This window comes from Arthrobacter sp. D1-29 (assembly GCF_054130585.1).
The window spans coordinates 3989324-4006044 of the sequence record NZ_CP096383.1 but is presented as its reverse complement, the minus strand read 5'-3'; the positions used below and the strand labels follow the sequence as shown (position 1 = coordinate 4006044).

Here is a 16721-nt window from a genome sequence, read left to right as displayed (position 1 = left end):
ATAGTGGCTACAGAAGGACGGACCGATGACGATCTCCGCAGACCACACGGCGCACGACCAGGGGCAGCCCCTGAGCGCGGACCCGGTTGCCGAAGCCGTACGCAAATTTGGGATTACCGCTGAAGATTACATGCTGCCGGCCCGCCATCAGATCCAGATGGTGGACCAGAATGGCCGGCTCAAAGCAGAGGATGAACAAGGCACAGAACCCGGCCACGAGTATCCGCTGCCCGGTGATGAGGAGCTGATGGCCGCCTACGAGCAGCTCGTGATCGGACGCCGCGTCAACGATCAGAACTCTTCTCTCGTCCGGCAGGGCCGTATGGCGGTTTATCCCTCAAGCCACGGACAGGAAGCCTGCCAGGTGGCTGCTGCCCTTTGCCTCTCAGAGGGCGACTGGATGTTCCCCACTTATCGGGACTCGGTCGCCGTGATGGCACGCGGAGTGGATCCGGTCCAGGCCATGACCCTTTTCCGCGGCGACTGGCACAGTGGCTTCAACCCGCTGAAGCACAAGGTTGGTCCCCAATGCACTCCTCTGACCACCCAGCTGCTGCATGCCGTCGGCGTGGCCCACGCTGCAAAGCTCCGCGGCGAGAACATCGTGGTCCTGGCCATGTGCGGCGACGGGGCCACCAGCGAAGGCGACTTCCATGAGGCGCTGAACTTCGCTGCTGTCTTCCACCTGCCAGTGATCTTTTTCGTCCAGAACAACAAATACGCCATTTCGGTGCCGCTGGCACATCAGTCTGTGGCGCCGTCGCTCGCACACAAGGCAGTGGGCTACGGGATGGCCGGAGAACGCGTGGACGGGAACGACGTCGTGGCACTCCTTGCCGTCCTGGACCGCGCCGTCAAACTGGCCAGGGAGGGCTCCGGCCCATTGCTCGTTGAAGCGAACACCTACCGCATGCAGGCCCACACCAATGCCGACGATGCCACACGCTACCGCCAGGACAGCGAGGTGGCTGAGTGGCAGGCCAAGGACCCGGTGAGCCGGATGAAGACATACCTTACGGACAAGGGGCTGCTGGACGGTGCCGCTGAAACCCGGATCGCAGCCAAGGCGGAGGCTGTGGCCACCCAGCTGCGGGACGGCCTCAGCGAAGAAGTTCCCGTGGACCCACAGGAACTCTTCCGCTATGTCTTTGAAGTCCCCACCCCGCAGCTGAAAGAACAGTCCGCCATGCTCGCCGACGAACTCGCCCGCGAAGCAACCTTCGAGGAGGACGCAAAGTGAGCCCCACAGTCACCACCTCATCCGAGGCGAACGGCAATGTCAGCGCGGCAACTGCCAGGGCCGCCGCGTCCGCTGCAGCCACCGCCGAAGCGGCCGGTCCGCAGTCCGTCACCATGGCCAAAGCCCTCAACACAGCCTTGGCAGACGCAATGCATGACGATCCGTCCGTCCTGGTCTTCGGTGAAGATGTGGGCATGCTGGGAGGGGTCTTCCGCATCACAGACGGACTCACCAAGACTTTCGGCGAAAAGCGCTGCTTCGACACTCCTCTCGCGGAGTCCGGCATTGTCGGCATGGCAGTGGGCATGGCCATAAACGGCATGCGCCCCGTGATTGAAATGCAGTTTGATGCCTTTGCGTATCCGGCGTTTGAGCAGATAGTCAGCCATGTGGCCAAGATGCACAACCGAACCAAGGGGGCCATCAAGCTGCCCATTGTCATACGCGTTCCCTACGCAGGCGGGATCGGGGGAGTGGAGCACCACTGCGATTCCTCTGAGTCGTACTACGCCCACACCGCCGGCCTGAAGGTATTCACTCCTGCCAGCGTTGCCGACGCCTATGTAATGCTGCGCGAGGCCATCGACTCCGATGACCCCATCATGTTTATGGAGCCGAAGAAGCTCTACTGGTCCAAGGACATGGTGGACCTGGAGACGCTGCGGGAGCAGCACTCGGCAAATACAAAGGGTGGCAAGTCCTCGGAAGGCCGTGCCGCCGTCGCCCGTCCTGGCACTGATGCAACATTGATTGCCTACGGACCGTCGGTGCCGACAGCGCTGGCGGCGGCCGCGGCGGCCGCTGAGGAAGGGCGGTCGTTGGAAGTCATCGACGTGCGCTCAATCGTCCCCTTCGACGATGAAACCGTATGTGCCTCCGTCCGTAAGACTGGCCGGGCTGTAGTGATCGCGGAAGCGCATGGCTTTGCATCCGTCTCCTCCGAGATCGTGGCCAGGGTGCAGGAACGATGCTTCCACTACCTTGCAGCGCCGATCCACCGCGTGACGGGTTTCGACGTCCCGTACCCGGCGCCGAAGCTTGAGCACTACTACCTCCCCGGCGTGGACCGCATCCTTGACGCCGTAGACGACCTCCAGTGGGAAGACTGACCATGACTGAGACAAAAGTATTCCTTCTTCCGGACCTCGGCGAAGGGCTGACAGAAGCCGAACTGGTTAACTGGCTGGTTTCTGTGGGTGATCAGATCCGAGTGGATCAGCCGATCGCCGAGGTGGAGACGGCGAAGTCGATGGTGGAGGTGCCGTCGCCTTATGCGGGGACAGTGACCGAGCTGCACGGCGAGCAGGGCCAGACGCTTGAGGTTGGGAAGCCGCTGATCTCGGTGGCTCCCGCCGGGGCTCCTGTGGTTGAGCCTGTCGAAGTGGCAGCCGACATATACCGCGAAGAGGAGAAAGCCGGCTCTGGGAACGTGCTGATCGGTTACGGCACTCGGGGCGGCAGCGGGTCTGTGCGTCGAACCAGAGCCCGAAGGCATGACAGCGGATCGACGGGTGCCGGTGTCTCGGTGGGCGCTTCGCCGGGCAGTTCCGTCTCCGATGCTGAAAAGGCTGCTGACGAGCTTCTGCTGATGCTGACACGGGTCCCGGGCAAGTTGGGTGCCGTCATTTCACCGCTGGTGCGCCGGATGGCCCGGGAGCATGGCGTTGACCTCGGCGAGATCCATGGATCCGGCGAAAGCGGCCTGATCATGCGGCGTGACGTTGAGGCCGCGATCTCGGCCCCGAATGTGACGGAACAGGACAGCCAGCCTCCAACTCCAGCGGCACAGGGCTCAACCGATTCCCGGACCGGCTTGGGCATCGCTTCCCGCACACCAGTTAAGGGTGTGCGCAAAGCCGTTGCTGCGAACATGGCCCGCAGCCGCGCGGAAATCCCGGAAGCCACAGTGTGGGTGGACGTTGATGCCACTGCTCTTGTGGAGCTCCGGGCGGGCCTGAAAAAGGACGCTGGTCCCGCCCCAGGCTTGCTTGCCTTTATTGCCCGCTTTGTGACCGCGGGACTGAAGAAGTATCCGGAACTGAACACCAGGATCGAAACAGCTTCAGACGGTACACAGGAGATCGTTGCCTTCGAGGGCATCAACCTTGGCTTTGCCGCTCAAACGGACCGCGGGCTGGTGGTGCCGTCCATCCGGTCAGCGGAGAAGCTGAGCGCCCGGGAGCTGGATGGGGAGATCCGCCGGCTCACGATTGTGGCCCGTGAGGGTAAAGCATCTCCGGCCGAACTTGGCAGCGGGACGTTCACCCTCAATAACTACGGTGTCTTTGGGGTGGATGGGTCGGCAGCCATCATCAATTATCCGGAAGTGGCCATACTCGGCGTTGGCAGAATTATTGATAAGCCGTGGGTGGTGGACGGTTCCTTGGCCGTCCGCAAGGTTACTGAGCTGACGCTCACGTTCGATCACCGGGTTTGTGACGGTGGAACGGCGGCTGGGTTCCTTCGGTTTGTTGCTGATGCTATGGAGAACCCGGGGCCTGTGATTGCGGAGTTTTGATTCCCCTGATTCGCCTTGCCAAATACTCGCTCGAACGCTCCCATGCTGATATACAGATGACGTGAAAGTTTCATTGCCTCGTGGGGAAGGCGATGGTCCAGTGGACTGTCCCCATCAGTTCGTGGGAGTCTGCGCAGCATGTCAAGGTTCTGAAACGTATCGAATACCGGGTTCCGTATTCGAACTACAAATCGACGACTCCTGTTACTAATTCCTTCCTTGTTCCGTCCTAGCCGTCGGAATTAGTACACCGCCGAACAAGATGTATTGTTTGTCCCTATGTGTGGAATCGTGGGATATGTGGGCCATTCGAACGGCCGCGGGAATGCCGGTCATGATGCGCTGGAAGTGGTCTTTGAAGGATTGCGCCGCCTGGAGTACCGGGGCTATGACTCCGCGGGTGTTGCGGTGATCTCGGATGGGATGATTTCCTCCCGGAAGAAGTCGGGCAAGCTCAGCAACCTGCTCACGGAACTGCAAGAGCGCCCGCTGCCTGAGACCTCCACCGGCATAGGCCACACTCGCTGGGCAACGCACGGCGGACCCACGGACGAGAACGCGCACCCCCATCTGTCCGACGGCGGCAAGCTGGCCCTGATCCACAACGGCATCATTGAGAACTTCGCCGAGCTCAAGAACGAGCTGCTAGCCAGTGGCGTCACGTTCGGTTCCGAGACGGACACCGAGGTCGCTGCGGCGCTGCTGGGCGATATTTTCCGCACCAAGCTCAACGGAGCCGTGAGCGACGGGGGCCTGACGAAAGCCATGCAGCTGGCCTGCCAACGCCTTGAGGGCGCCTTTACCCTGCTGGCCGTGCATGCCGACCAGCCCGACGTGGTGGTTGCCGCCCGCCGCAACTCGCCCCTGGTGGTTGGCTTGGGTGAGGGAGAAAACTTCCTGGGCTCGGACGTTTCCGGCTTCATTGACTACACCCGCCGGGCCGTGGAGCTGGGCCAGGACCAGATTGTCACCATCACGGCAGACGAGGTGGACATCACTGACTTCTACGGTGCCCCCGCCAAAGGCAAGGAATACTTCGTTGACTGGGATCCGGAATCGGCAGAAAAGGGTGGCTATGGCTCTTTCATGGAGAAGGAAATCCATGACCAGCCCGATGCCGTGGGGCAGACACTGCTGGGGCGCTCGGATATCAACGGAAAGCTGACCCTGGACGAGCTCCGGATCGACCCCGCAGAGCTCAAGAACGTCAACAAAATCATTGTGCTGGCCTGCGGCACGTCAGCGTACGCTGGCCAGGTGGCTAAGTACGCCATCGAACGCTGGTGCCGGATCGCCACTGAGGTAGAGCTCTCCCACGAGTTCCGTTACCGGGACCCGATCGTGGACGCCCACACCCTGGTGGTTTCCATCTCCCAGTCCGGGGAGACCATGGACACTCTGATGGCCGTCCGCTACGCGAAGGAACAGGGCGCCAAGACCCTCTCCATCTGCAACACCAACGGCTCTACCATTCCGCGTGAATCGGACGCCGTGCTGTACACCCACGCCGGTCCGGAGATCGCGGTCGCGTCCACGAAGGCGTTCTTGGCGCAAATTACTGCTGCGTACCTGCTCGGGTTGTACCTTGCCCAGCTGCGCGGCAACCTGTTCCAAGGGGAAATCAAGGACATCCTGGCAGACCTGGGCAAGATCCCGGCCAAGATCCAAACCATCCTGGATAACGCCGGCCCGATCAAGGAATTGGGTAAGTCCATGGCCGATGCCAAGTCGGTGCTATTCCTGGGCCGCCACGTTGGCTTCCCGGTAGCCATGGAAGGAGCTTTGAAGCTCAAGGAGCTCGCTTACATCCATGCCGAAGGATTTGCGGCCGGCGAGCTGAAGCACGGACCCATTGCGCTGATCGAGGAAGGCCAGCCCGTGTTCGTGGTGGTCCCCTCCCCGCGCGGCCGCGATTCCCTGCACGCCAAGGTGGTCTCCAACATCCAGGAAGTCCGCGCCCGCGGTGCCAAGACCATCGTCATTGCGGAAGAGGGGGACGAAGCGGTTAAGGCCTATGCCGAGCACGTCTTCTACATTCCGGACACGCCCACGCTGCTCGCACCGCTGCTGGCCACCGTGCCGCTGCAGATCTTCGCCCTGGAACTCGCCTCGGCCAAGGGCTACGACGTGGACCAGCCTCGTAACTTGGCCAAGAGCGTCACCGTAGAATAGCCCGCAGAACCGCAAATGATGCAAGGGCCCTGCGTACTTGATCTCGACCCAGCTGGCCTTAGGGTCGATACGTCCAAGTAGTGGTCGTGGGAAATGTGAGTAGTGGCTACGGTTACCTTCAAGGGACTGAAGGATTGAACATGAAGCATGACCATATACTTCGTGGAACCTCAGGCACTTGAACATCGCTGCCAGTGCTGCGGCGAGTTGACAGAAACACTTTTCTGCAAGGATTGCAAGCGTCACGAACATCCCTAGGAAGTTCGCTTTCGTGGCAATCATCTAACGACGCCGGGAAAGATGGGAGAACCAGAATTCCCGCCTACGGCGCGTCCGTCATGGTTACCCGCTCAACGAGTTCGTACCAGAGCGAAGACGCTCCGGTCATTCCGCCGGGGCAGGCGAGGCCCACTTCCATCAGCCCGTCACTGGATGGGGTGGCGCGCACGGCCATCAGGTAGACCACATCGGAGTTGTTCTTGTTCTTGAAGCGGAGCTCCGCTTTCTGAAGTTCGATTTCCGTACTGTCATCCCGCAGCTTGATGTAGGCGGAACCGTCTTCTTCCACGACCTCTACGGAACTCTCAACGGACTTTTTCACAGCATCGATCTCAGCCGCCATGGCCAGTTTAGTGGCGCCCAATTCCTCGGTTTCGCTGATGGGAGGGAGGATGGCCTGATGGGTGGTAAAAACGCACTGCAGGTCCGCGTTTGTGTACTCCATGGTGCCCTCGCGGACTTGCTCCATGGTCCAGCCCTCTGGTGCCTGGACCGACCACACCGGTGCGCTGGCAAAGTCTGTTTCGTCATAGAGGGAAACGATCTCCGCCGCCTCCGTTTCCACCGGTGCCGCTGATTCCTCCGGTGCTGCCGACTCACTGGCGGTCGGGTCAGCCACTACAGGCTGCTGCTTGCCGCCGGCGAGGCCGTTGAACACCATCACGCCTGCCACTGCGATTACAGCCAAGGCGCCGGCGCCACTGGCGACCCAGCCCCACACCGGCATGCCGCTTTTCTGTGCAGGCTGCGGATACATCGGGGAGCCCGGCTGCCCGTAAGGGGCACCGTTTTGCTGTGCGGGGTACTGCTGCGCGGGATCTCCATAAAACGGCTGCCCTGCCTGGCCTGGCTGCTGCACGTTGTAGGGCGGGTACTGCCCGGTCTGCTGTCCGTCCTGGCTAGGGTAACGGCGGACAGTCGGGTAATCGCCGCCGTACTCAGGCTGTGGCTGCTGGCTGTACTGCCCGTCCTGGCCCGGCTGCGGGTTGTAGGGCGGAAACTGCTGGGTCTGCTGCCCCTCCTGGCCCGGCTGCTGCGGGTTGTAGGGCGGGAACTGCTGGGTCTGCTGCCCGTCCTGGCCCGGCGCCTGCAGGACAGCCGGGTATTCCCGGCCGTGCTCAGGCTGTGGTTGCTGTTGATGTGGCTGCTGCGAACTAGGCTGCTGTTGGTTGGGCTGGTGCGGCCAACCGGGCTGCTGGTTGTTGCTCAATGGATCCCCCAATATTCGGCGCGAAAGTGCAGGTACCATCATGCCGTATCAGCGGAACGCCGAGCGATGGGGAGCTGTGCCCATCTGTTTTACGCTGGCACATCCGGGTGTTCAACACAGGAGACGCTCGCAACCAGCTGGCCGCCGTCGTCGGCCTTTCGATAGACGGTCACGTGGTTTGTGGTCCTGCCGCAGGCAGCGCAAAAGGCTTTGTGTTGTTTAGTCCCCATGGACCGATAGTACCTAACGGAACGTTTCGGAAAGATTAACCTGTGGGCCACCCTGCGCTCCCGGAGGTGCTCCCAGGCCGTTCCGCGTCCCGGAAACTCCAAGGCCCGGTGGGTAGACTCGAGGCCAGAAGAACCCAAATGCTTGCCGGAGGTATGGAGAAACAATGTCAGAATGGCTCGAAGTGGGCGCGGACAACTATGTGCTCGTCACCGAAGGTTCACTCCTGAACACCGGCCTGATTGTCGGCTCCGAGCGGGCCATGGTGATCGATACGGGCTGCGGTCCGCGGCAGGGACGCGAGATCCTGGACGCAGTGCGCGAGAAGACCCAGCTGCCGCTGGTGGTGGTCAACACCCACGCCCACTACGATCACTTCTTCGGCAACGCAGTCTTCGCGGAGGACGGCACTGACGAATTCTGGGCCCATGAAAACTGCGCCGCCGAAATCGACGAGCGCGGGGACCTGCAGCGCCGTTTTGTTGGCACCCTGGAGCCGGAAATGTCCACCGGCGAAGGTGACAATGTTGAACTGGTGGTGCCCAACGCCATCGTGAAGGACCAGCCCGTGCTGGTGGACCTCGGCGGGCTGACCGCCACCCTGTTCTACCTGGGCCGCGGCCATACCGACGGCGACCTCCTGGTGGGCACCTCCACCACCCTCTACGTGGGCGACCTCGTGGAACAGGGCGCACACCCGTCCTTTGAAGATTCCTACCCGGAGGAATGGGCCGACGCCCTGCGGCACATTTCCGCACTGCGCCACCGCTACGAGTTCCTGATCCCGGGCCACGGCAAACCCTGCAGCGATCAGTTCGTGAAGACCATGGCGGACACCATGACCACCGCCGTCCGCCAGGCCAGGCAGTCCATCCGCGATACCCCGACGGACGCCACCAAGGCCATCCCCGTGCTGCCTTACGGCCCCGAGCAGTCCCGCTGGTTCATCAAGCGGCTGCAGGAGACCCGCCGGGAGCACTAAGCTTTCAGAACCATTCGGTCCGCCTAGGGACTCAGTGCGTGTTTGACGTCGTGGAATCGAGCAGACGTACCCCCCACCGTTGCCACCCATCCCGTAGCCCGGTCAAATCGGAAAACGCCAGCCGTCTAGAGTGTTGCCATGAAGACCCTCTTCAATGGTCGATTGTGGGTGCACTACGGCCAGGCCTATGTCGTGTCCGGGCCCGTCTTCGACTCTGACTTAGAGGCATCTTTTCGAGGTCAGTCCAACGGCCTGTGCGGTGCTTCCAGCCCCAACCTCCTATTTCTCATCACGGGTCTGCACACCGGCCATGTCAATTTCAGCGTCGGGTTCTCCGATGCAGAACCGCCACTGGATCGGGCATGGGAGGACATCGTCGAAGTCTCATTCACAGTGGTTCACCGTCCCTTCCTAGAGGAGTGGGGAGGCCAGGTCTTGTATCCAATAGACCTGGCTCCTGGCACCTACCGCGTCCGGTACGCGGCAAGGGGAATGGACTCTGCCCGCGCAGTCGACACAATCGTTGAAACAGAGGAGCCGGTCGACACCTATCAGCTCTGCTTCTGGCCCGCTAAGGGCGATGCGCCTGACCGCGTGGTTCGCCAGGAGAGCCAAACCGCAACGTACTGGAATGGCTGGGCCAACTCGCTCCACCCCGCAAGTTGATGGGTAGCGAGGGTTCAGACAGCGGTCCGCAACGAGAGCGATCAAGCGTGGCGTGTGCACTGGGGACCCTCTTGACGCCGGCAGATTTAGAGTTAACGTAGTTAACATGAAATTGGCGGAAGAGGCCAAGCGGCCTTACCGGATGGCAGCCCGTTCCGATGCTGCCGCGGCCACGGCTGAAGCAATTCTCGACGCCGTGACGGAGCTCTTCTGGGAGCAGCCATCCGATCAGATCCGCCTCGATGAAGTGGCCGCAAGGTCCGGCGTCACCGTCCAGACCGTCATCCGCCGCTTCGGAAACAAGGACAAGCTGTTCGCCGCGGCCGCGGAACGCCAGTCGGAGCGGGTGGTGCAGGCCCGCTCACGGGTGGTGCCGGGGGATGTCCCGGGCGCGGTGGCCAACCTGATGGAGCACTACGAGCTCATGGGCGACCGTGTGCTGCGGATGCTTGCAGAAGAGGGCCGCATTCCGGCGATCAAGGTGCTTGCCGACCAGGGCCGCCTCCTGCACCGGCAGTGGTGCGAGCACGCCTTCGCCCCGTTCCTCCCTGACCAGCCGGCGGCCGTCCGTAAGCGGCGGCTTGCCCAGCTGGTAACCATCTGTGATGTCTACACCTGGAAGCTGCTGCGCCGCGACAGCGCACTCACCCGCCGTCAAACTGAGCAGGCCCTCGCGGAGATGCTTGCCCCCTTCACCAAGGACGTGACCTGATGTCCACCATCCTCGCCTACACTTCGCCCGCGCTGGGGCATCTCCTTCCCATGACGCCCCTGCTGCTGGAGCTGCGCCGCCGCGGCCATGACGTGCACGTGCGCACCCTTGCCAGTCACGTGGGGCTGATGCGGAGCCTCGGACTAGCGGCAGAGCCCATCGACCCACGCATCGAATCCGTCGCCATGGACGACTATTTGGCTCGGGGGCCCAAGCGTGCCTTGGAATCCGGGGCAGCCGTTTTCGCCGCCCGCGGCACGTATGACGCTCCGGACTTCCGGACGGCAATTGACGGGATCCACCCGGACGCTGCCATCGTGGACATCAATACCTGGGGCGCCGGCTTCGCGGCGGAGGCCTGGGGCGGCCCCTGGGTGTCCTTCTCGCCCTACACTCCCGCGCTCAACTCTCCGGGTACGCCGCCGTTCGGTCCTGGACTGCCGCCCATGAGCGGCTTCCTGGGGCGGGCCCGGGATGCCCTGGTGGGCAGGGCCGTCATCGGAGCGGTGGAGCAGTCCCTGCTGCCGCGGCTCAACGCCTTGCGGGAACAGCTGGGGCTTCCGCCAGTGGCATCGGCCGATGAGTTCCTCCGCAAGGCCCCGTTGATGCTTGTCACCACCGCCAAGCCGTTCGAGTACGCCGTCACGGACTGGGGGCAGGAGGTCCTGATGGTGGGCGCCTCCACGTGGGAGCCTCCGCAGGACATCCCGGAATGGCTGAACGCCATCGGCAAGCCAATAGTCCTTGTCACCACGTCCTCAGAGTTCCAGGACGACGGCGTGCTGGTCCGGACTGCCCTGGGCGCGTTCCGGGACGAGCCGGTGCACGTTGTTGCCACCATGCCTGCGGGCATCCCTGACGGGCTGGACGTGCCGGCCAATGCGACCGTTGTGGACTTTGTTCCCCATAACGCCATCCTTGACCGTGCAGCCGTTGCGGTCACCCACGGCGGCATGGGCTCCACCCAGAAGGCGCTGGCGCACGGCGTGCCGGTGTGCGTGGTGCCTTTTGGCCGGGACCAGCTGGAGGTGGCCAGGCGGGTGGAGGTCAGCGGGTCAGGGATCCGGCTCCCGCGCAGGAAGCTCTCGCCGGAGCGGCTTCGGCGGGCTGTGAAGGACGCCATGGCCAGGCGGGCCGGGGCCACGCGGGTGGCTGAAGGCTACGCCGCTGCCGGCGGAGCGTCCGCCGCGGCGGATGCCATCGAGGCCTGGCTGCTTCAGTCACACACCGCTTGACTCGCTCCGCGGACCCCCTTGTGCTAGCGGTTGCCTGACACGCCGAATTCCGGCGGAATCACGTCAATCCTGCTGGATAGGGGCGGAGCGCGAGGAAAGCGTTTGCCCTGCTGCCCTTTTACGGATTTGTCACAACAGTGTTGGCTGGATAACGTGTTGGCTGATCCGACATGGGGGATCCTGCTAACCAACGGAGGTTCGTTGTGGCTCTCGCCGACTTTGCCCTGGCGCTGTGCGCGCTGCTGGGCACGCTGTTGATTCCCTTTCTGGTGATGTACCAGGTGCTAAGACTCAAGCGCCGCGCCGTGCGGGTTGCCGCCATCCGGGAGGGAAGCCGCTAGCCATGCCATACGTAGACATCAACCCTCACAAGGGCCGCCCCAAATGGCAGGCCTACGCGGTCCTTGCGCTCCTCCTGGTGGCCACCTCCGCCGTGGTGGCGCTTGCCCTTTCGCGGGTCTGACCTCCGGATTCTGCCTGAGCACCTAGACTTACTGTTTGAACCAGACAGTAAAGTTCAGCAGAACCTTATGCCAAAAGTCCTGGGGGGACAGACATGCCTGATCCGGCGGATCAAAACGCTCGCGCCCTCGCACCTGATGCAGATAAAGGGCAGCCGCAGTTGCGCCGACGCCGCGACCTCCGTCGCGCCGACGGCGACCTGACAGACGCCCGGACAGGAACCATGCCAGCCATCACACCCAACCCCTCCAGCCCGTCAGAAGCAGGCCAGCCGCCTATCCGCCGAAGCTCCTGGGCTGAGGCCGCCGCCGCTGCGGACGCAGCAAAAACCACGGGTCACGTCCCCGCCCCCAGCCGGCAGCCGGCATCCTTCGCGCCTGCCGGCCGCCAGCCGGAAGCCGGCCTGCCCGCTTTTAATGCACCGGGGTCTGAAGCAACAGGGCCCGATGCACCTGCGTCTGAAGCGGCGGCTTTTGCCGGTCCCGGCTTTGAGACGCCGGCAGCTGCCGGTCCGGCGGCTGGTGACCAGGACACCAGCACCTCCACCTCCGCCGACAGCGCTGCGGACGCCGTGCCGCCGTCGTCGGACGCTTCTACCAGTACCGAACCGGTGCGCCGAAGCAAGCGGCCCAGCACCGCGGACGTTATTGCCGACACCCCGATGCCGGACTTCACCAGCTCGCCGGGCCTGTTTGTCCGTGAGCAGAAGCCCCGGCCGGTGGGCGGATTCCGCGGCGCCATGTACTCGCTGACCGGTGGGGCCTGGAACCTCGGACCCGGCGCCAAGCAGCGCGCGGAGGACGAGCTGCGCCTCCGGATCGCGCGCCAGCTGCAGGGCAGCTTCAACACGGCGGTCCTGAGCCTGAAGGGCGGCATCGGCAAGACCTCCACCACGGTGGGCGTGGGCCTGACCCTGGCCGAATTCCGCGGCGATCCGCCCTGCGCCATCGATGCCAACCCGGACTCCGGCGACCTGGTGGAGCGCGCCCTGGGCGAGGGCATTTACCAGCAGGCCAGCCCGCGCACCATCACGGACCTGCTCAAGAACATCGACTCCGTGGATTCGCTCACCGCGCTGTCCCGCTACATGCACCACGCCGGCCGGCTGCACCTGATCGCGGGGGAGCAGGACCCGGAGGTCTCGGACTCGCTCACGGCCGCCGAGTACCTGCGGATCCGCAAGCTCATCTCCAGCTACTACTCCATCGCCCTGACCGACTGCGGCACCGGCGTGACACACAACGCCATGAGCGGCATCCTGCAGTCCGCTGACAACCTGATCATCGCCGCCGGGTATGCGGTGAGCGGCGCCAAGCGTGCCCGCAGCACCCTGCACTGGCTGGCGAGCCACGGCTACGAGGACCTGGCCCGGAACGCCATTGTGGTCATCACGGACAAGGACGAAGTCTCCTCCCGGGTGGACAAGGACGCCATCGAGGAACACCTCGCCGGCATCTGCCGCCAGCTCATCGCCGTCCCGCACGACCGCGGCGTGGCCGACGGCGACCTGGTCACCCTGGATGTCCTCAAGCCTGAAACCCGGCGTGCCTACAAGGAAATCGCCGCCGCGATGGTGGACGGGTACCGCTAGCGCCGTCCGGCAAGTGCTGCCGGTGCCGAAAAGCAGGTACCGGCTACTCGGGCCCGGGGCCGTGCATGGTCCCTACCATCGGACCATGATGTATCTGACGTACAGCAAGCGCCGGCGTCCGGGGCGTCCCGGCGGGCCTGGTGGGGTTCTGCGGGATGCGGGCTGGACCGGCCTGTCCATCGCAGCCGCCGTCATCCTGCTTCCCGCCATCGGCACCAGCGCGCTGGCCCGTGCCATCCTCCGCAAAGGCCCTTCCCCCGACGCGGAAACTGACCGGACCCACTACCTGATCACCTGACCGGCCTGCCGTTCGCCCAAGCAGGTAGCAGTAAGTGCCGCTTTCAGCGTCGAAAACGGCACTTGCTGCTACCTACTTTGGGTTTCCAGCGGGCTGGCTTCAATAATGATCGTTCTTGCCCCCAGAGGTCCTCCGTGAAGCAGGTGATGAGGATCAGGCGGCCCGGGACTATGTCCCAGAGCGGGCCGGCCTCGAGCGTGCTTTTTCACATAACTAGGGCCCGCGCCGACTCCCAGTTTCTGGGACCGTTTGCTGCAACATCCGCAGCACCACTTGATTGAGATCTACAGCCACTCGTGGCGCGCCCACCGGGCTCACCGGGTCAGGGCGTTTCTTTGTCGTTTGTTGATGATGGAGTGCTGACCGCAGTTTGAGCAGGTGATGCCGTACTTCCTGGACGTTGTGAGGACGGGTATGAAGAAGATCGTGAGCTTTGTGGCCCGCTCTTCCAGGTAGTGCTGAACGAAAGACCTGCAGTATTGGCAGGTTGCAGGCCGGGGCGGCAGCGCTTTGAGCTTGGTGCTGAGTCCAAAAATAAGGAGCATGAGGATGGCTTCTGTTATCGGAGGGGGACTGTGTTCTTGGAAAAAAGCACCGCAAGTCCGATCATGCCGAGGCCGAGGACCAGGTGCAGCCAGTTGTCCGCGTCGTTGACCGGGACGACGTTGGCCGGTGAATCGTAGCCGATCAGAAACCCGTAGAGCCAGAGGATGAGGTAGGTGACCCCGCCATACAGGAGGAAATTCCGGGTTCACAAAAGTGCCGCGCCCGCGCTAGAGCACGGGGGAGTCGGCGAAGAAGGCCCAGCGGCGAGTACGGAACAAAGCCGTTGATAAACGGCTGGGCTGAGGCCCCAGAGCCCGTCCACGATCTGGACTGGCGGGGTTCTTTAGCGCGGGGCCTGGCCGTGGCTGCGGGACAGGAGGATGCCTGCGGCGCCGAAAAGCAGATGGACCATATTGTGCAGCACGGAGACCTGGAAGATCCCCAGCAGAAGGGCACCGGACCCATGCCCGGCCAATCCCAGGGAGTCATAATTGCTGGTGATGCCCGGAATGAATCCGAGGACGCCGACCAGCAGGAACACTGCCCCTACGGCTTGGGATGCAGCTTGGAGTCTGGTCTTGTGTCCGGTGGTCCGGCTCGTGATGGTCATGGTGGGTGGGCTCCTGGTCTTTGGGAAACGGGCGTGTGCGGATAATAGTAAGCATGATTACTAATAGATAGTAAGTAGGCTTGCTAAATGGGCCTGTTTGGGGCCACCCTGCTTGGGCCACGTGCAGGGAATGACGCTGGTTCAACTGGACATGCGGGCCTGTCGTGCGTACATTCTTAGTGGCAAGCATCACATTTGTGATGATTCCTCTTGTCGGCCGTGTGCAGGGCCGCCAAAAGACATCGCTGGAGCAAAACGGCGATTGGATGCACAACAGCGAAAGAGAGCCATCATGGCTGCCTCGCATTGCACCTTGTTTCGAATGGATGGCCCGGCAGCTGCCGCTGACATCCTGTCCAGCTGCCCCGCCGCTGCGTGACAATGTCTATTCATCCCCTGGGCCCGAACAGGCATTCTTTTGAAGAAGGCACCGAAGATCGTCCGCTGACGTGCGTAAACTGCGGGACGGACCAGAACTTGGCGGTGCACTCCATCGAAACCCTGAGCCCGTCCTCCGATGTCCTGGTGGAGGTGGGCTATTCCTGCGGCGCGTGCGGGAGTCACTACCTGGACCATGCCGGCGTCACAGCCGTTGCTGCAGTCTTGAACCGGACCGGGAGCTTCAGGAATGTGCTTGCCTTCGGCGGCCACTACATCCACTGCGGCCAGCCAATGCAGAAGGCCGGGTCGGAACTCCGCCGGCTCAGCGCTCCAGTCTTCACCGACAGTGCCTCTGAGGACGGACTGGATGTCTATATGACGACGCGTGTACTGCGCTGTCCATGCGGCTTCCAGATGGAGCTGCCCGAATAGGCGCCACAGCAATACCAGCACGTGGCGGGTACTTGGCATGGGAGGCTGCCTCGTGGCTTAGGCCTGCTGCTGCTTCAGGGTTGCCAGCCAGTCCTGGAACGTCTGGCGTCCGACGGCGGCGCCCGCCTCCGGCAGCAAGGTCCCGTTGCGCATCGCCTTCCACAGCCGGCCCGGCGCAGTGGCGCCAATAACCAGCTTCCGCTGCCCCGATTTTTCGGCATACGCGCGGACCATGTCCACCAGCTGCTCTACTCGAGGCCCGCCCAGGTCCGGAATCCGTCCCTGTGGGCCTGCTTCTGCAGCATCCACCAGGGCCACGGCTACCTCCCGTGCGGCGATGGGCTGGGTGGCCATGCGGGGTACGACAGCCAGCGGGCCAACCGAGCTGCGGCCCAGGACCTGCCCGGCGAACTCGTGGAACTGGGTGGCGCGCAGGATGGTCCAGGGCACGTCCCCGCCGCTGACCAGCTCTTCCTGGACCAGCTTGCCGGCGTAGATGCCGGCGGCAGCTTTGTCCGCGCCCACGATGGACAGCGCCAGGTAGTGCCGCACACCGGCAGCCTTGGCCTCCTCCAGCAGGTGGGTGGTGGTGGCGCTGAAAAACTTCACGGATACTTTGGCGGACAGGGTCTGGATGCTGACAACGTCAATAAGGGTGTCCACACCCTCCAGCGCTCCGGCAAGGCCCTGGCCGCTGACGAGGTCCACGCCCTCGGAGCGGGCAAGGATTTTCACCGCATGCCCCCGCTCCCTGGCGATGCTGACCACGTGGCGGCCCACTTTCCCGGTTCCGCCGGCGACTGCGATGTTCATGCTTGCACTTCCTTCTGGTGGGTGGGCTGCCGGCGGTGCGGCAGCAGGGGGAAGATGACCGGCAGCAGGCCGCCGCCCAGGCTCACGACGTTCCCCACGGCGTCGACCATTGCCAGCCCCTGCAGGTCTGCCACATCCTAAGGCAGCGGAACACCGACCACTGTGCACGCCACGCCTTCGGCGCGGGTGGCCATAGTTTTTCGGCCAACGCTGGTCCCCATTCCTCCCTAGTCGGATGTGTTCCTATTCCGCGTGTTCAGTGGCTTCTTGTTTGGAAATGTTCATGTTTTTCTGTTTATTCCTTGACCCCTCCAAGGAGCGGCTGGTAGACCTAGATGCAGGAAAG

Annotated in this window: 16 protein-coding genes and 1 pseudogene; 12 read left to right on the top strand and 5 right to left on the bottom strand. The window is 63.2% G+C overall.

All coding sequences use genetic code 11. The features are described from left to right. Nucleotides 1–25 precede the first annotated feature (25 nt). The 4 genes from pdhA (at nt 26) to glmS (ending at nt 5930) form a co-directional block, all read left to right on the top strand. Nucleotides 26–1240, top strand: a complete 1215-nt coding sequence (pdhA, locus tag M1E17_RS18130) for a pyruvate dehydrogenase (acetyl-transferring) E1 component subunit alpha (RefSeq protein WP_457963319.1) — start codon at nt 26–28, stop codon at nt 1238–1240. Continuing rightward, nucleotides 1237–2349: an alpha-ketoacid dehydrogenase subunit beta gene (locus M1E17_RS18125; protein WP_457963318.1), complete on the top strand. Its 1113-nt coding sequence runs from the start codon at nt 1237–1239 to the stop codon at nt 2347–2349. Before pdhA ends, M1E17_RS18125 begins: the two co-directional genes overlap by 4 nt. Nucleotides 2350–2351: 2 nt before the next feature. After that, complete coding sequence (locus tag M1E17_RS18120; protein WP_457963317.1) at nt 2352–3758, top strand: dihydrolipoamide acetyltransferase family protein; 1407 nt, start codon at nt 2352–2354, stop codon at nt 3756–3758. 279 nt (nt 3759–4037) lie between these two features. Next, nucleotides 4038–5930: a glutamine--fructose-6-phosphate transaminase (isomerizing) gene (gene glmS / locus M1E17_RS18115; protein WP_457967823.1), complete on the top strand. Its 1893-nt coding sequence runs from the start codon at nt 4038–4040 to the stop codon at nt 5928–5930. A 322-nt stretch (nt 5931–6252) separates the two neighbouring features. Here the strand turns inward: glmS and M1E17_RS18110 are convergent, their stop codons facing one another. Continuing rightward, complete coding sequence (locus M1E17_RS18110; protein WP_457963316.1) at nt 6253–7419, bottom strand: hypothetical protein; 1167 nt, start codon at nt 7417–7419, stop codon at nt 6253–6255. Between the two features lie 394 nt (nt 7420–7813). Here M1E17_RS18110 and M1E17_RS18105 point away from each other — a divergent pair, with 394 nt between their 5' ends. The 7 genes from M1E17_RS18105 to M1E17_RS18075 all read left to right on the top strand — a co-directional run bounded on the left by M1E17_RS18105 (nt 7814) and on the right by M1E17_RS18075 (nt 13593). Then, nucleotides 7814–8629, top strand: coding sequence for an MBL fold metallo-hydrolase (locus M1E17_RS18105; protein ID WP_457963315.1), 816 nt, complete (start codon nt 7814–7816; stop codon nt 8627–8629). Nucleotides 8630–8767: 138 nt separating this feature from the next. Beyond that, entirely contained in the window at nt 8768–9295 is a 528-nt protein-coding gene (locus M1E17_RS18100; protein WP_457963314.1) for a hypothetical protein, read from the top strand. A gap of 106 nt (nt 9296–9401) precedes the next feature. Next, nucleotides 9402–10007: a TetR/AcrR family transcriptional regulator gene (locus M1E17_RS18095; protein ID WP_457963313.1), complete on the top strand. Its 606-nt coding sequence runs from the start codon at nt 9402–9404 to the stop codon at nt 10005–10007. Then, nucleotides 10007–11242, top strand: a complete 1236-nt coding sequence (locus tag M1E17_RS18090; RefSeq protein WP_457963312.1) for a glycosyltransferase — start codon at nt 10007–10009, stop codon at nt 11240–11242. Before M1E17_RS18095 ends, M1E17_RS18090 begins: the two co-directional genes overlap by 1 nt. Before the next feature lie 170 nt (nt 11243–11412). Next, on the top strand, nt 11413–11583 hold the full coding sequence (locus tag M1E17_RS18085) for a hypothetical protein (protein WP_457963311.1): 171 nt from the start codon (nt 11413–11415) through the stop codon (nt 11581–11583). Between the two features lie 215 nt (nt 11584–11798). Then, nucleotides 11799–13295, top strand: a complete 1497-nt coding sequence (locus tag M1E17_RS18080) for a MinD/ParA family ATP-binding protein (RefSeq protein WP_457963310.1) — start codon at nt 11799–11801, stop codon at nt 13293–13295. An 85-nt stretch (nt 13296–13380) separates the two neighbouring features. Next, nucleotides 13381–13593: a hypothetical protein gene (locus M1E17_RS18075; protein WP_457963309.1), complete on the top strand. Its 213-nt coding sequence runs from the start codon at nt 13381–13383 to the stop codon at nt 13591–13593. A gap of 314 nt (nt 13594–13907) precedes the next feature. Here M1E17_RS18075 and M1E17_RS18070 read toward each other — a convergent pair whose 3' ends face one another. Both M1E17_RS18070 and M1E17_RS18065 read right to left on the bottom strand, forming a co-directional pair. Then, a complete protein-coding gene (locus M1E17_RS18070) occupies nt 13908–14138 on the bottom strand; it encodes a zinc-ribbon domain-containing protein (RefSeq protein ID WP_457963308.1) in 231 nt (76 codons plus the stop codon). Between the two features lie 14 nt (nt 14139–14152). After that, nucleotides 14153–14749, bottom strand: a pseudogene (locus M1E17_RS18065) (DUF4383 domain-containing protein). Nucleotides 14750–15232: 483 nt separating this feature from the next. On the opposite strand from M1E17_RS18065, the gene M1E17_RS18060 reads away from it, so the two are divergent. Continuing rightward, on the top strand, nt 15233–15562 hold the full coding sequence (locus tag M1E17_RS18060; RefSeq protein WP_457963307.1) for a hypothetical protein: 330 nt from the start codon (nt 15233–15235) through the stop codon (nt 15560–15562). Nucleotides 15563–15619: 57 nt separating this feature from the next. Here M1E17_RS18060 and M1E17_RS18055 read toward each other — a convergent pair whose 3' ends face one another. Both M1E17_RS18055 and M1E17_RS18050 read right to left on the bottom strand, forming a co-directional pair. Continuing rightward, nucleotides 15620–16375, bottom strand: coding sequence for an SDR family oxidoreductase (locus M1E17_RS18055; protein WP_457963306.1), 756 nt, complete (start codon nt 16373–16375; stop codon nt 15620–15622). Then, nucleotides 16372–16509: a hypothetical protein gene (locus M1E17_RS18050; protein WP_457963305.1), complete on the bottom strand. Its 138-nt coding sequence runs from the start codon at nt 16507–16509 to the stop codon at nt 16372–16374. Before M1E17_RS18050 ends, M1E17_RS18055 begins: the two co-directional genes overlap by 4 nt. Nucleotides 16510–16721 lie beyond the last annotated feature (212 nt).